The sequence below is a fragment of the Frigoribacterium faeni genome (genome assembly GCF_007988805.1).
Classification (GTDB): domain Bacteria; phylum Actinomycetota; class Actinomycetes; order Actinomycetales; family Microbacteriaceae; genus Frigoribacterium; species Frigoribacterium faeni.
Genome location: NZ_BJUV01000011.1, coordinates 63,558 through 77,433, shown reverse-complemented (window position 1 = coordinate 77,433; position 13,876 = coordinate 63,558). Strand labels below are relative to the sequence as shown.

13 protein-coding genes, 1 tRNA gene and 1 riboswitch are annotated in these 13,876 nt (G+C 72.4%); of the genes, 6 read left to right on the top strand and 8 right to left on the bottom strand.

Annotated elements, in window-relative coordinates:
- Positions 1–5: 5 nt before the first annotated feature.
- Positions 6–290: an oligoribonuclease gene (locus FFA01_RS07110; protein WP_146854419.1), complete on the bottom strand. Its 285-nt coding sequence runs from the start codon at positions 288–290 to the stop codon at positions 6–8.
- Between the two features lie 118 nt (positions 291–408).
- Here FFA01_RS07110 and FFA01_RS07105 point away from each other — a divergent pair, with 118 nt between their 5' ends.
- The 5 genes from FFA01_RS07105 to FFA01_RS07085 all read left to right on the top strand — a co-directional run bounded on the left by FFA01_RS07105 (position 409) and on the right by FFA01_RS07085 (position 3,437).
- Complete coding sequence (locus tag FFA01_RS07105) at positions 409–846, top strand: MarR family winged helix-turn-helix transcriptional regulator (protein ID WP_146854417.1); 438 nt, start codon at positions 409–411, stop codon at positions 844–846.
- The gene (locus tag FFA01_RS07100) at positions 843–2,078 is read left to right on the top strand and encodes an MFS transporter (protein WP_146854415.1); all 1,236 of its coding nucleotides are present in this window, start codon (positions 843–845) and stop codon (positions 2,076–2,078) included. Before FFA01_RS07105 ends, FFA01_RS07100 begins: the two co-directional genes overlap by 4 nt.
- Before the next feature lie 31 nt (positions 2,079–2,109).
- Positions 2,110–2,730: an oligoribonuclease gene (gene orn, locus FFA01_RS07095; protein WP_146854413.1), complete on the top strand. Its 621-nt coding sequence runs from the start codon at positions 2,110–2,112 to the stop codon at positions 2,728–2,730.
- Between the two features lie 40 nt (positions 2,731–2,770).
- A tRNA-His gene (locus FFA01_RS07090) sits at positions 2,771–2,843 on the top strand.
- A gap of 276 nt (positions 2,844–3,119) precedes the next feature.
- Positions 3,120–3,437: a metallopeptidase family protein gene (locus tag FFA01_RS07085; protein WP_146854479.1), complete on the top strand. Its 318-nt coding sequence runs from the start codon at positions 3,120–3,122 to the stop codon at positions 3,435–3,437.
- 95 nt (positions 3,438–3,532) lie between these two features.
- Here the strand turns inward: FFA01_RS07085 and FFA01_RS07080 are convergent, their stop codons facing one another.
- From FFA01_RS07080 to FFA01_RS07050, 7 genes are all read right to left on the bottom strand, one after another.
- Positions 3,533–5,107 carry a glycosyl hydrolase family 28-related protein gene (locus tag FFA01_RS07080; RefSeq protein WP_167627307.1) on the bottom strand — a complete coding sequence of 525 codons (1,575 nt, stop codon included), beginning with the start codon at positions 5,105–5,107 and terminating at the stop codon, positions 3,533–3,535.
- A gap of 135 nt (positions 5,108–5,242) precedes the next feature.
- The gene (locus FFA01_RS07075) at positions 5,243–5,818 is read right to left on the bottom strand and encodes a nucleoside/nucleotide kinase family protein (RefSeq protein WP_220478242.1); all 576 of its coding nucleotides are present in this window, start codon (positions 5,816–5,818) and stop codon (positions 5,243–5,245) included.
- On the bottom strand, positions 5,811–6,605 hold the full coding sequence (locus tag FFA01_RS07070) for an energy-coupling factor transporter transmembrane component T family protein (protein ID WP_146854409.1): 795 nt from the start codon (positions 6,603–6,605) through the stop codon (positions 5,811–5,813). Before FFA01_RS07070 ends, FFA01_RS07075 begins: the two co-directional genes overlap by 8 nt.
- Entirely contained in the window at positions 6,602–8,158 is a 1,557-nt protein-coding gene (locus FFA01_RS07065) for an ABC transporter ATP-binding protein (protein WP_146854407.1), read from the bottom strand. The genes FFA01_RS07070 and FFA01_RS07065 overlap by 4 nt, the downstream gene beginning before the upstream one ends.
- Before the next feature lie 12 nt (positions 8,159–8,170).
- On the bottom strand, positions 8,171–8,836 hold the full coding sequence (locus FFA01_RS07060) for an ECF transporter S component (protein ID WP_146854405.1): 666 nt from the start codon (positions 8,834–8,836) through the stop codon (positions 8,171–8,173).
- Positions 8,832–8,940: riboswitch (TPP riboswitch) on the bottom strand. It overlaps the preceding gene by 5 nt.
- A 27-nt stretch (positions 8,941–8,967) precedes the next feature.
- Complete coding sequence (locus tag FFA01_RS07055; protein WP_146854403.1) at positions 8,968–10,494, bottom strand: SGNH hydrolase domain-containing protein; 1,527 nt, start codon at positions 10,492–10,494, stop codon at positions 8,968–8,970.
- Complete coding sequence (locus FFA01_RS07050) at positions 10,491–12,050, bottom strand: SGNH hydrolase domain-containing protein (RefSeq protein ID WP_146854401.1); 1,560 nt, start codon at positions 12,048–12,050, stop codon at positions 10,491–10,493. The genes FFA01_RS07055 and FFA01_RS07050 overlap by 4 nt, the downstream gene beginning before the upstream one ends.
- Positions 12,051–12,289: 239 nt before the next feature.
- Here FFA01_RS07050 and FFA01_RS07045 point away from each other — a divergent pair, with 239 nt between their 5' ends.
- A complete protein-coding gene (locus FFA01_RS07045; protein ID WP_146854399.1) occupies positions 12,290–13,870 on the top strand; it encodes a S8 family serine peptidase in 1,581 nt (526 codons plus the stop codon).
- The last annotated feature ends 6 nt before the right edge of the window (positions 13,871–13,876 follow it).

The window sequence follows — 13,876 nt, the reverse complement described above, 5'->3', positions numbered from 1 at the left end:
CCGGCTCAGTTGTCGCGGTCGTCGTTGCGGTCCTCGGGGTCGTCGACCGGGTCGCTGTCCTTCGTGTCGACGGAGTAGTGCACCTGAAGCTGCTCGCCGACCATCTTGGCCTCGGTGGCCGTGTAGACGATGCCGGTCTCCATGCCGTCGACGAGCACGAAGTCGGTGATCTCGTCGTCGTAGCTGCCGTCGGTGCTGATGCGGGTGTCGGTGGCTCCGTCGCTGGGGCCGCCTTCGAAGAAGACGACGTACTCGGAACCCTCGGCCACGGTGGGCTTGCTGTCTGTCATGCCCCAGGTCTACCAGGAGGCACGGAGTCGGTGTCCAGGTTGCCCCGCGGTCGGCGAGGCCCGGTGGATCGGAGAAAAGAATAGCCAAGCTATATAGCTTGGCTATAGACTGTCCCTCATGACTTCACAGCCGACCGACATCCTGGAATCCCTCCTGACGTCGACCCATCGCCTGACGCGGATCGCCGCGCAGGAGACCGGCCGCACCACCTCCCCCGCCGTCTGGCGCACGCTGTCGATCCTCACGACCGACGGCAGCCTGCGGGTGGGCGACCTCGCCAAGGCGAGCCGCGTCAGCCAACCGACCATGACCAAACTGCTCCGCGGACTCATCGACGACGAACTCGTCTACCGCATCGCCGACGTCGACGACTCCCGCGCCTGGCTCATCGCGATCAGCGACAAGGGCACCCGCGCTCTCGTCGAGTGGAGGGCACAGCTCGCCGACGCCCTCGGCGCCCTGTTCTCCGACCTCGACGAGGCCGAGTGGGGCGTGCTCGACCACGCCGCCCAACTGCTCGCCACCCGCGTCAGCACCGAGGCGGTGCCCGCATGAGCGCCGCCACGAGCACGAAGCCCAGCATCCTGCACCAGCCGACCGCCGTCTGGGCGATCGCATTCGCCTGCGTCGTCGCCTTCATGGGCATCGGCCTGGTCGACCCGATCCTGCCCGCCATCGCCGAGTCGCTCAAGGCGAGCCCGACCCAGACCGAGCTGCTCTTCACCAGCTACCTCGCCGTCACGGGCGTCGCGATGTTCTTCACCAGCTGGGTCTCGAGCAGGCTCGGTGCGAAGAAGACCCTCCTGATCGGGCTCGCGCTGATCGTCGTCTTCGCCCTCCTCGCCGCGACGAGCGGCGACGTCTGGTCGATCATCGGCTTCCGCGCCGGCTGGGGTCTCGGCAACGCCCTGTTCATCTCGACCGCCCTCGCGACGATCGTCGGCGCCGCCAGCGGCGGCACCGCCTCCGCGATCATCCTGTACGAGGCCGCCCTCGGCCTCGGCATCGCGATCGGCCCGCTGATCGGCGGCCTGCTCGGCTCGGTCAGCTGGCGCGGGCCGTTCTTCGGCGTCACGACCCTCATGGCCATCGCATTCATCGCCATCGTGCTGTTCCTCAAGGGCGGCGCGATGGAGAAGCCCACGCCGACGCCTCTCTCGGCTCCGTTCCGGGCCCTGGCCCGCCCGGCGCTCGGCGCCCTCGCCGCGACCGCCCTGTTCTACAACATCGGCTTCTTCGTGCTCCTCGCCTACACCCCGTACCCGCTCGGCTTCGGCGCGCTCGGCATCGGCTTCACCTTCTTCGGCTGGGGTGTCGGCCTCGCCGTCACCTCGGTCTGGGTCGCACCGCTGCTCACCGCTCGGATGAAGCGCACCACCGTGCTCAAGATCGCCCTGCCGCTGCTCGCCCTCGACCTCGTCGCCGCGGCGATCGTCGTCGGGACCCCCGCCGCCCTCGTGGTCTGCGTGGTCGTCGGCGGACTCGTGCTCGGCGTGCTGAACACCGTGCTGACCGAGTCGGTCATGGAGGCCACCGACCTGCCCCGATCGGTGGCGTCGAGCGCCTACTCGGGCGTCCGGTTCCTCGGCGGTGCGGTCGCGCCGCCCGTGGCGACCCTGCTGGCCGACACCATCGCGCCGAGCGCGGCCTACGTCTTCGCCGCCGCGAGCGTCGCCGTCGCGTTCGTCGTCGTGCTCGCCGCCGGACGGGCCCTGCGCCGCGTCGACGACGGACCCGAATCCGCCCAGGTGGAAGCCGAGGCGATCGGGGCCGGCGACCTGGCCTGAGGCCGGCGACCCACGCCGCTAGACTCCCCCCATGGCTTCAGCGAACGACCGACTGGTCTGGATCGACTGCGAGATGACCGGGCTCGACCTCAGCGTCGACGAACTGGTCGAAGTCGCCGTCGTGGTCACCGACTTCGACCTCACCCCCGTCCACCCCGGGTTCACCATCGTCATCAAGCCCGACCAGTCGGCGCTCGACAACATGGGCGACTTCGTCACCGAGATGCACACCTCCTCGGGCCTGATCGACGAGATCCCGAACGGCGTCAGCCTGGCCGAGGCCGAGTTCGAGGTGCTCGAATACATCCTGAAGTACGTGCCGACCGAGCAGCACGCGCCGCTCGCCGGCAACACCATCGGCACCGACCGGGCGTTCCTCGCCAAGTACATGCCGCGCGTCGACGGACACCTGCACTACCGCAGCATCGACGTCTCGTCGATCAAGGAGCTCGCCCGCCGCTGGTTCCCCCGGGTGTACTTCAACGCACCACAGAAGAACGGCGGCCACCGGGCCCTCGCCGACATCCTCGAGTCCATCCGCGAGCTCGAGTACTACCGCCGAGCCGGCTTCGTCGCCGAGCCCGGACCCACCACCGACGACGTCCAGGCCATCTCGAAGGCCGTCGTGGACGAATGGGCCTCCAGGCTGTAGTAGAGTCTTCTCGTTGCGATCGCTTCGGCGGCCGCGCATGGTGGGTATAGCTCAGCTGGTAGAGCGCCTGGTTGTGGTCTAGGAGGCCGCGGGTTCAAGCCCCGTTACTCACCCAAATGAAATCCCCTGCCCTCCAATGGGCAGGGGATTTTTTGGGCTCTGGCGCCTTCTGGTCGTCGATGCGCGAGCGCATCGACGACGTCGTGGGACCAGACATCGCTGCGCTCGTCGCGTTTCGCTCCGCCGCCCTGGTGGGGCGAAGCGCCCAGGGGGCGATCCGCGTGGCGTGCGAGAGTAGGGGCGTGGACGGACCCCAGCAGCACGACGCCGACGACGATCAGCCGGCGGGCATCGACCCGGCCGAGATCGATGCCGAGCGGTTCGAGCGGATGGTGGTCGACCAGCTCGACCTGCTGCCCGACGACATGGTCGACGGCCTCGACAACCTCGTCTTCGTCACGGACGACCGCCCCGAGGACGGCTCCCTCGACCTCCTCGGCCTCTACGACGGCGTCGCCCTCACCGACCGGGGCCAGTACGGCTTCGGCGAGCTCCCCGACCGGATCATCCTCTACCGCGAACCGCACCTCGCCGCCGTCGACGACGTCGAGCAGCTCGCCGACGAGATCCACGTGACCCTCGTGCACGAGATCGCGCACTTCTACGGCATCGACGACGACCAACTCCACGAGCTCGGCTGGGCCTGAGCCCGCGGCTCAGGCGCCGCGACACCGAGCCGGCCGAGACGGATCGACGCCGGACCGACACCGGACCGACGCCGGGCCGACGCCGGAGGCGACCGTCAGCCCACGATCTGGTATCCGAAGACGATCTCGCCCCTCTGATCGGCGGCGAGCGGCTCGACCACGCAGACGTCGACGTGATCCTTCGTCACCGAGACGTACGGGCGGCACCGGGCGGCCGCGGCGGACAGCGCCGTCAGCACCACCGTCGGCGGCACCGCGAACGCCGTCGCGAACGTCAGCCGCACCTGCGGTCCGGCCTTCGCCGCCGAGCCGGGCGTGAACCGCACCGAGCCCGCCATGTCGCTGCCGTCGACGACGACCCTCGCCGAACCCATGGCCGCCGCGGCCAGGGGCGCGGCCGACGGCGCGGCGATGCGCCCGGCGACGAGGTGCCCGCCCACCTCGACGGCCGAGGCCGTGGTGACCCCGCCCGGCCAGCGCCAGACCGGCAGGGTGCGCGCCGGTCGGGCGTCGCGCAGCGCCACACCGCCCTTCGGCAGCTGCACGCGCACCGTCGGATCGATCATCACGTTCGCGCCGTAGCTCTGCTCGACGGACACCGCGGCGCCCGTGAACCGACCCAGGCGTGTTCCGACGAGGGCGAAGTCGTCGCCCGCCGAGAGGCGCACGAGGCAGTCGTTCGCGGTGGCCTTGGCGGGGTCGACGCCCAGCAGGGCGCCGCCGATCACGCGGACTCCCCCCTCGAGGACGACACCGCGCGGTCGCGCCTGCCGGTGCTCGATCAGCGGCCCGCCTCCCCCGTAGACGAACGGGCTGACGAACTCGACCTGACGCACGTTGCCGATGCGGACCACGGCCTCGGGCGACGCCCCGGTCTGCAGCGCCTCGACGTGCAACGCGACCAGCCGGACGAACTCGACGAAGTACTCGCTCGCCGCACCCCAGCCGAGGTCGAGCGCCGGGCCGGGGCTGCCCTCGATGGTCAGGTCGACGCAGGTGAACGTGTTCGAGTTCGTCATCGACATCTCGGGCGGCGGCGACTTGACCACCATCGCCGCATCGCTCTCGGTGCCGCAGTTGTTGATGAAGACGTCCGACCAGAAGGCGTTGTTGACCCGCTGGGCGAGCAGGGCCGTCCCGGCCACGTTGGCCAGGTGCACGCGGTCGAGACGGGACTCGAAGCCGTTGTCCACCCGCAGCAGCGGCGCCGCCGATCCGTTGCCCTGCAGCGTCAGCCCCTCGAGGGTCGTGCCCGGACCGGACACGATCATCATCGGCGCCGCCGACGTCGGCACGTGCCGCAGGTTGACGCCACCGCTCGTGCCCGAGCCGTAGCGACTGATGTCCGAGCCGAGCCCCTGCACCTTGACGAGCATGGGCACCGAGACCGAGTCGATCAGATACGCCCCGGCCGGCACGACCACGCGCCCGCGCACGGCCGCCGCCAGGTCGAGCGCGCGTTGGAACGCGACGGTGTCGTCGGTCCTGCCGTCGCCCTTGGCACCGATCCGCTTGACGTCGACGGCGACGTGCGGGTCGTCGCCGTCGGCGGTGGCGGCCGCAGCGGGCACCTCGTCGTGGACCGCCAGCGCGGCGGCCGCCGCGACCGCCCCCGCCGCGAGGAACATCCGTCGACTGCCGTTCCGTCCACTGGAATCCGATACACTCACATGGCACCCTCTTTCATACACCCAGGGCATTAATACCCTCAGCCAAGACAGGCTAACGCTCGTGAGGTGATCGCGCCACCTGACGACCTCCACCTCGCGACCGCGGCGTCACCGGCCGCCTCACCGGCCGCCGCGTCAGCGAGAGGCGTCGGGCTCGGCGCGCAGCTCGACCACGAGGTCGGCGAGGGCACGGGGCTCGTCGGCTGCGACGTGCTCGTCCTCCTGCGCCGCCCAGACGTCCCACCAGGGTTCGTAGGTCGCCCCGTCACGCGCGAGGGCCCGCCGCCGGCGCTCCCCCGCGTCGAGCTCCAGCCAGACCGTCGTGGTGGCACGGGCCGAGGAGGCGCGGGTCACCGACCCGGCGCCCTCCACGATCAGCGAGACGGCCGGGTCCAGACCCGCCCACCCGCCCGGGGCGTCCCGCTCCCAGTCCCACCGCGTCCACCCCGGCGCCGCCCCGTCGAGGATCGTCGACTCCACCGCCCGGGACGCCGCCGCGAGACCGTGCCAGCCGGGATAGACGTCGTCGAGATGGACGAGCTGCACACGCCCGAGGTGCGCGGGCCAGGCCGCGACCAGGCGACGCCCGAGCGTGGTCTTGCCCGAACCCGACCGCCCGTCGACGAGGACGACGACCCGGGCGTCGCCGACCCGCGCCTCCTCGGTGCACTGGAGGACCCGGGTCACGACCGGGTCGAGATCGTCAGCCAAGGACGAAGGCCCAGGTGCCGGCCAGGACGGCCGCGGTGACGGCGGCCGCGGCCACGACGACGCCGATCCCGACGAGGGCCGCGTCGCGCGCCCCGAACGTCGACGGGCGCGCCCAGGTGCGGGGACGATCCGACCCGAAGCCCTTGGCCTCCATCGCCGTCGCCAGCTTGCTGCCCCGGCGGACCGACAGGACGAGCAGCGCGAAGGCCTGCTGCCCGAACCGCCTCAGCGCCCCGATCGGGCCGCCGGAGTCGGCGACGCCGCGGGCCCGGCGGGCGAGGGCGAGCTGGCGCCAGTCGTCCATGAACAGGCCGACCAGGCGCAGCCCGGCGAGCCCGCCCAGCACGAATCGCGACGGCAGCCGCAGCACCTGACCGAGGCCGTCGGCCAGGTCGGTCGGATCGGTCGTCGCGAAGAGGACGATCCCCGGGATGCCGACGGCGAGGATGCGCAGCCCGATCGCTCCGGCCAGGGCGAGCGATCCGTCGGTGACCGACACGAAGCCGAGCTGCAGGAGCGTCGCACCGCCGTCCCGCCCGTAGAGCGCGACCGCGACGACGGAGGTGGGGGCCGCGATCCAGAGCGGGGCCGTGCGGGTCAGCAGCTGGCGGGCCGACAACCCGGCGAACGGCAGCAGCAGCGCCTCGAGCACGAGGGCCGTGCCGGCCGAGACCCAGTCGATCGAGAGCAGCAGCGCGACGGCGAGCACGACCGCGGCCAGCAGCTTCGCGACCGGGTTGACGCGCCCCACCGCCCCGGACGCGACGATCGGGGTCAGCACGCTCACGAGCGGGTCCTCCGGCGGGCGGCGGTCGACGCGCCGTCCGCGGCCCCGAGGGCGGCGGGATCCCCGTGCACCCGGCGGGCGTTCGGCGTCAGGTCGTGCACGTCGTCGGCCAGGGCGGCGACGAACTCCGCGTCGTGGGTCACGGCGACGACCGCGCGCCCCTCGTCGAGCAGCTCGGCGAGCAGGGCGACGAGCTCGCGCCAGGTCCGGGCGTCCTGTCCGAAGGTCGGCTCGTCGAGCACCAGCAGCGACGGGCGCGACGCGAGGACCGTGGCGACCGACAGCCGACGCTTCTCGCCGCCCGAGAGCGTGAACGGGTTCGCCCCCGCGAGATGGTCGAGACGCAGGCGGTCGAGGAGGCGGTCGACGCGGGAGGCGACCTCCGTCGGCGACGCGCCCAGCGCCTCCGGACCCACCGCGAGCTCCTTCCGCACGGTCGCGGTCAGGAACTGGTGCTCGGGGTCCTGGAAGACCGTGCCGATGCGCGTCAGCAGCTGCCGGGGCCTCCAGCGGATCGGCGAGGCCCCGGCGCCGTCGGCGAAGCGCGGTGCGGCCTCGAGCGAGCCCGACGCGGGCGCCAGCAGGCCGGCGAGGGTGAGGGCGAGCGTGGACTTGCCCGCCCCGTTCGCCCCCGTCACGGCGAGGGCGCGGCCCGCCCGCACGCTCAGGTCGATGCCGACCGCGACGGCGCGCCCCGTGGCACCTCGGTGGCCGACGCCGAGCCCGGACGCCGAGAGCAGCAGGTCGCCCGAGACGCGGGAGCGGTCGGGGGCGGGAGGCGCGGCGCCGGGCACCCAGACGCCCGCGTCGACGAGGCGGTCGCGTTCGGCCCGCAGCACGTCCTCCGGGCGGCCGTCGGCGAGCACCCCGCCGCCGGCCGCGAGGACGACGACGCGGTCGACGACCGGCAGCCAGACCGAGACCCGATGCTCGACGACGACGAGCGTGGCCCCGGTGTCGGCGGCCACCCGGGCGACGGCGTCGCGCACCTCGACGACCCCGCCGGGGTCGAGGTTCGCGGTGGGCTCGTCGAGCAGGAGCAGGCCGGGCCGCATGGCCAGGGCGCCGGCCAGCGCGAGGCGCTGCTTCTGGCCGCCGCTCAGTTCGGAGGTCGACGCCGACAGGGGCAGGTCGAGCCCGACGGCGTCGAGGGCGTGGCCCACCCGGCGCCAGATCTCGTCGCGAGGCACGCCGAGGTTCTCGCAGCCGAACGCGACGTCGTCGCCGACGCGGGCGAGCACGACCTGCGAGTCGGGATCCTGCAGCACGAGCCCGACGCGACCGCGCTGCTCGGCCGGCGTGCGACCGTCGACCAGCAGGTCGCCGGCCTCGTCGCCCTCGTCGTCGCCGCCGAGCACGCCGGCGAGGCCCGCGAGCAGGGTCGACTTGCCCGCACCCGAGGCGCCGAGCAGGAGCACCCGCTCGCCCGGGGCGATCTCGAGATCGAGCTGAGACACCGCGGGCAGGCGGCGACCGGCGTGACGCCAACCCCAGCCGCGGGCGGAGACACGAGCCCCGCCGGCCTGAGGTGCGGCGTCGGACGGATGGGACACGGGGAGGCGCGCCTAGACCCGGGTGCCCGCCGAGCGCCCCGAGGCGAACCGGTCGAGCGCCCCGGTGCGGGCCAGTCCCCGCGCGGCGAGCCAGGACAGCAGACCGGCGATGACGGTGCCCGAGACGATCGAGGTGACGATGTAGATCGTCTTCGACGCGGCGGCGTACGCGGCGGGTCCGCTCGCGAACGTGGTGTCCATCAGTCCGACCGCGAGACCGGCGACCGCGCCGGCGAGCAGGACGATGCCGAGCCGCCAGGACTTGTAGAGGAACAGCGCGAGCACGATCTCGGCGCCGAGACCCTGCACGATGCCCCAGATCAGGACGGAGAAGCCCCACTGGGTGCCGATGAGCATCGACACGACGGCGGCGAGGACCTCGGTGTACAGGGCCGCTCCGGGCTTGCGGATCACGATGCCGCCCAGCACGCCGGCGAACAGCCAGCCGCCGTTCATCAGGCCCTCGAAGCCTCCCGAGAAGCTCAGCACGCTGTCGATCGGCGTGTAGGCGAGCCCCCAGGCCCAGAACACGACGCCGGCGGCGACGCCGATGACGCTGGCGACGACGATGTCGACGACGCGCCAGCGTCGGGTGGGCTTCGAACGGCCCGTGGGTGTGAAGCCGGTCGTGGTCTCGCTGGTCGCGGTGCCGCGGTTCTCGGGCGTGGACGTGGACATCGGATGCTCTCCTCCCTGCGCCGGCATGATCCGGATCAGGTTCGACGGTCGAAGCGTGGTTCGCTTCCTCTCAGCCCGGCTCACCGGACTCCCGTGTGTTGTGCGACGAGCATACCGCCCGTCGGCGCCCTCTACAGCGCGGGCGCCAGACGCTCGACGAGATGGGGCGCGAGGCTCTTCTCGAAGGTCGCCGTCAGGTGGTGCTTGTCCCGGTAGGCCATGACGTGACCGACGAGAGCGCCGCACGCGGTCGCCGTGCACTGCTTGTCGCTCAGATCGACCGACACCGAGCCCGGCACCGCCGCCACCGTGGCGGCCAGCGGGTCGCTGAGGGTGAACGCGGTCGAGCGGGACGTCTGGCACTTCGACGCCTGCGTGTAGTTCGTCGCGCGGTCGACGCAGTCGAGGACCGCCTGAGGCAGCGTCGGGTTGTCGGAGACCGCGGCGACGGTCGTCCCCTTGGCGATGATCGGCTTCCAGGCTGCGGCGTAGCCGGCGATCTTGGGGTCGGCCTCCGGCGCGGCCTTGTTGGTGTCGCGGACCGCCGTCACGAGCACGAGGTCGTACGTCCCCGTGCCGAGCGACGCGGCGAGGGCCTTCGAACGCGTCTCGCAGGTGTCGCCGCGGATCGGCGCGCTCAGCACGCAGCCGCGGCCGAGATAGGTGTCGAGACGCCAGTTCAGATCGGTCAGGCGCTGGAGGAGACCGGTCGAGAGCATGGCCGCGTGCGAGTCGCCGGTCAGGGCGACCCGGAGGGCGTCGCCGCGCGTCGAGCCGTACGAGCAGGAGGGCACGGCCGCCGTGACGTCCGAGGAGTAGCAGCTGAAGGCGCCCTGCGTGTCGCCCTCGTAGGCCTTTCCGGAGATCGAGGGGGTCACCCCGAGCGCGTTGTTCGTGCACGGCCCCGGCAGCGCGGACGCCCCATAGCAGGCCCGCGAGTCCGCGTAGCGGGCGACGGTGCCGCCGTACGACCCGACGTCGACGACGCCGAGCTGCTTCGTGATGAGTCCGGCCTGCGACGGCATGACGACGCGGTAGCCCTGATTCCCGAAACGCGCCGTCGTCACCGGGACGGAGAACGCGCCTCCTGGCTGCACGTAGGCCTGCGCCGCGAGCACCCAGCCCGACGGATCGAAGCGCTCCACCTTGATCCGCTTGCCGGCGAGGCCGCCGTGCACGGAGCCCGTGAACTGGCGGACGGCGCCCGGCTTCGCCGAGCCGTCGCCGCTGACCGCCGACCCGTAGATCTGCGGCTGGACGTACACCGGGGTGCTCGTGCTGGCCGCCGCGACGTGCGTCGCCGTGCGCGCCAGCTCGGTGCGGATCGTGCGACCCCAGGTCGGCGTGAACGAGTAGCTGTAGGCGCCGGAGGCGTTCGACGTGACCGCGTCCACGAGCACCCATCCGCCACCGGAGGTGTACTGGACGACCTTGACCCGGGCTCCGGCGAGCGGACGCCCGGCCGAGGTCGCCGTGCCCGTGACGGTGACCGGCTTGCCGTAGGCCACGGTTCCGGGCGACACCGTCGCCGTGAGGGTGACGGCGGACAGGGCCTGCGCCGGGGCCGCCGGCAGGAGTCCACCCAGCACGACGACCGCCGCGAGGACGACGGCCAGGAGGCGCGGGCGGGAGGTGAGGCCCGTGCGGGAGGTCGTCATCGGGCGATCGCCTTCTTGATGTCGTACGCGATGTAGGGGCCGAGGGCCTGGGCGAAGGTGCCCGACAGGTGGTGGCGATCGCGGTAGACCACGACGTTGCCCACGACGAGCGGGCAGGTGCCGTCCCAGCACATGTAGCGGGTCGGGTCGACCAGGACCGCGCCCGGGGTGTCGCGGACGGCCTCGAACAGCGGGTCGATGCCCTTGTACGACGCGGCCTGCGGGGCGGAGCAGCCCAGGGCGTCCGTGCCCGTCGCGGTCGACACGCAGGAGAGGGTGTCGACCGAGGGCAGGTAGGGGTGGTCGGCGATCGCGACGATCTTCACGCCCTGTGCGATCAGCGGAGCCCAGGCCTGCTCGCGCTGACGGGCGACGGCCGAGGCGTTCTCGGGGGTGTCGCTCGCCGCCTGGCGCAGACCGGTGTCGATGATGACGTCGTAGTCCCCCTTCTTCAGCTTCGTGTCGACATCGCGGGCGCGGGCCTCGCAGCCGTGCCCCGAGGGGAAGACCATCCAACGGCACGAGACGCCGAGGTAGGTGTCGAGCTTCCACTTGTTCGGCACGAGCTGCCCCCGCAGCGAGATGCCGTATCCCGCGGCGTGGGAGTCGCCGACGAGGGCGATGCGGAGGGCCGAGGGGTCCGTCGAGCCGTAGCTGCACTTCGTCAGCAGGGTCTCGGGCTGCGACTGCCAGCAGTTGGGGTCGTAGGCGCCGCCGGTGTCGCCGCGCAGCCGCGCGGCGTCGGTCGTCGGCGTGATCAGCCCGGTCAGGGCGGGGTTGACGCATCCGCGGTCGACCGCGGCCGCGACGCCGTAGCAGGCCGTGCCCGACTGCTGCAGCGCGAGCAGCGAGGGCTTGGTGTCGAAGGTGAGGTTGGCGCCCATCTTCATGACGAGACCCGCCTGCGAGGGGATGATCACCCGGTAGACGGGCGACCCCTCCTTCATCGTGCGGAATTTCAGGTCGAAGTGGCCGGTGGCGTCGAACCGAGCCGTGGCGACGTCGGTCCAGACGCGGCCGTCCGCGCGGGCGAGCTTGACGCGCTTGCCCGAGAGCTGCGCCTGCACCGAGCCCGAGACGATCTTGTCGCGGTCGACGACGGCGAGCGACGAGGGCCCCGGCGAGACGCCGTAGAGCTGGGGCTGGACGGCCAGGTCGCTCGACGCGCTGGCCGCGGCGTTGGTCGTCGCGGTGCTGGCCATCTCCGCCTTGATCCGGTAGCCCGAGCGCGGGGTGAACGCGAACGACCACGAGCCGTTCCCGGCCGTCTGCACGGCGCCGAACTGCTCCCAGAGGCCCGTGCCCGCGTTCTTCCCGACGACCTTCACCCGGGCGCCGGCGAGGGGCTTGCCCGCGTTCTGCACGGCCCCCTGGACCGTGAGCTGCTTGCCGTAGGCGAGCGAGGTCGTGCTGGTCGTCATCGAGATGACGGGTGTCGTGCGGGGCGCGGCCGATGCGCTGCCGGACGGCAGGAGCGACACGGTGAGGGCGCCGACGGCGACCACGGCCGCGGCGACGAGACGGAACGCCGGACGGCGCGATCGGACACTCTGCATGCGATTCCCCTGTTCACCCCGCCGGCCTGATCCGGCCCGACGTGGTCGCGTCAGAGGGCTCCACGGAGACTAACCGCTCGGACCCGTTCGGCAAAGCACGACCCCCGCCCGTCCGGGGGCCCGCCCCCGAACGGGGGACGCTCCGGGTCCCGCCAAGTGCCCACTGCGCGAGCCTGCCGTTCTCCTTAGATTCTCCTGTGAGAGGTGTGCCGACCCGCCGGCACCCGACGAGGAGACCGATGCCCTTCCCGACCATCACCCCGGGCGCACGCCGCCGTGCGCTCGCCACCTGCCTCACCGCGTCGCTGGCCCTCGGCCTCACGGCCGTGGGCTCCGGAGCCGCCCTCGCCGCGCCTCCCGCGTCCTCGCCTGCCGGAAGGCCCGCGCCGTCGTCCCCGGCGCTTCCGATCGTCGACGGCCCGACGATGAACTACGCCATCAACGTCGAGAAGGTCGACCGTCGACAGGTCGACCGGGTCGAGAAGGCCGTGACGACCTCGGGAGGCGCGGTGATCGCCGCGTACGACGAGATCGGCGTCGTCGTCGCCCAGTCCGACAACGTGAACTTCGCGGCGTCGCTGCGGGCGGAGCGCGGCGTCGCCTCCGTCGGCGCGACCCGCACCGCCCCGGTCGCCGAGACCGACCCGACCTACGGCGTCGGCGCGACGGCCCCCGGTCACGGTCACGGCAAGCCGGGCAAGCCGGGCAAGCCGGGCAAGCCGGGCAAGCCGGGCAAGCCGGGCGAGCCCGGCCACGCCTCGCCCGAGAAGCGGCTCGAGGCGGCCACCGCCGTCGTGGCCGATCCGCTCGAGGCCCAGCAGTGGGACATGACCGCGATCAAGGCCGACCAGGCCCACCAGGTCACCGACGGCAGCAGGAAGGTGCTCGTGGCGGTGCTCGACTCGGGCATCCAAGGGGACCACCCCGACCTGCAGGCCAACATCGACACCCGCGCCTCGGCGGGCTGCCTCGCCGGCACGCCCGACCGCGACTACGCCGCCTGGCAGCCCACCACGAGCGACCACGGCACCCACGTGGCCGGCACGATCGCCGCCGCCCGCAACGGCGTCGGCATCGTCGGCGTCGCCCCCGGCGTCCGGCTCTCGTCGGTCAAGGTCGTGAGCGACGACGGGTTCATCTACCCCGAGGCCGCGATCTGCGGCTTCATGTACGCCGCCTCGACCGGGGCGTCGATCACCAACAACAGCTACTACGTCGACCCGTGGCAGTTCTGGTGCGACTCGGACGCCGACCAGCTCGCCGTCAAGACGGCCGTCGACCGTGCCGTCCAGTACACGCAGGACAGGAAGGGCGTCGTGAACGTCGCCGCCGCCGGCAACTCGGCGATCGACCTGGCGAACAAGACCGTCGACGACGCCAGCCCGAACGACACGACTCCCACGGTGCGCCAGATCGACGCGGGGTGCGAGGACATCCCGACCGAGCTCGACGGCGTCGTCACCGTGTCGTCGACCACCTCCGCCGGCGCGAAGTCGAGCTTCTCGAACTTCGGCGAGGGCGTCGTCGACGTCGCCGCACCCGGTTCGGCGATCCTGTCGACGGTCACCGGAGGCGGCTACGGCACCAAGTCGGGCACCTCGATGGCCTCACCGCACGTCGCGGGCGTCCTGGCGCTGCTGAAGTCCACGCACCCGAAGGCCAAGGGCGCCGAGCTGACCCGCCTGCTCGAGAAGCAGGCCGTCGACACCCCCTGCCCGACCGGGACGAGCACCTGCACCGGCACCGCGGCCGACAACGGCTGGTTCGGCCAGGGCATCGTGGACGCCCTCGCGGCCGTCAGCACGGTCCGGCACCGCTAGCCGAGG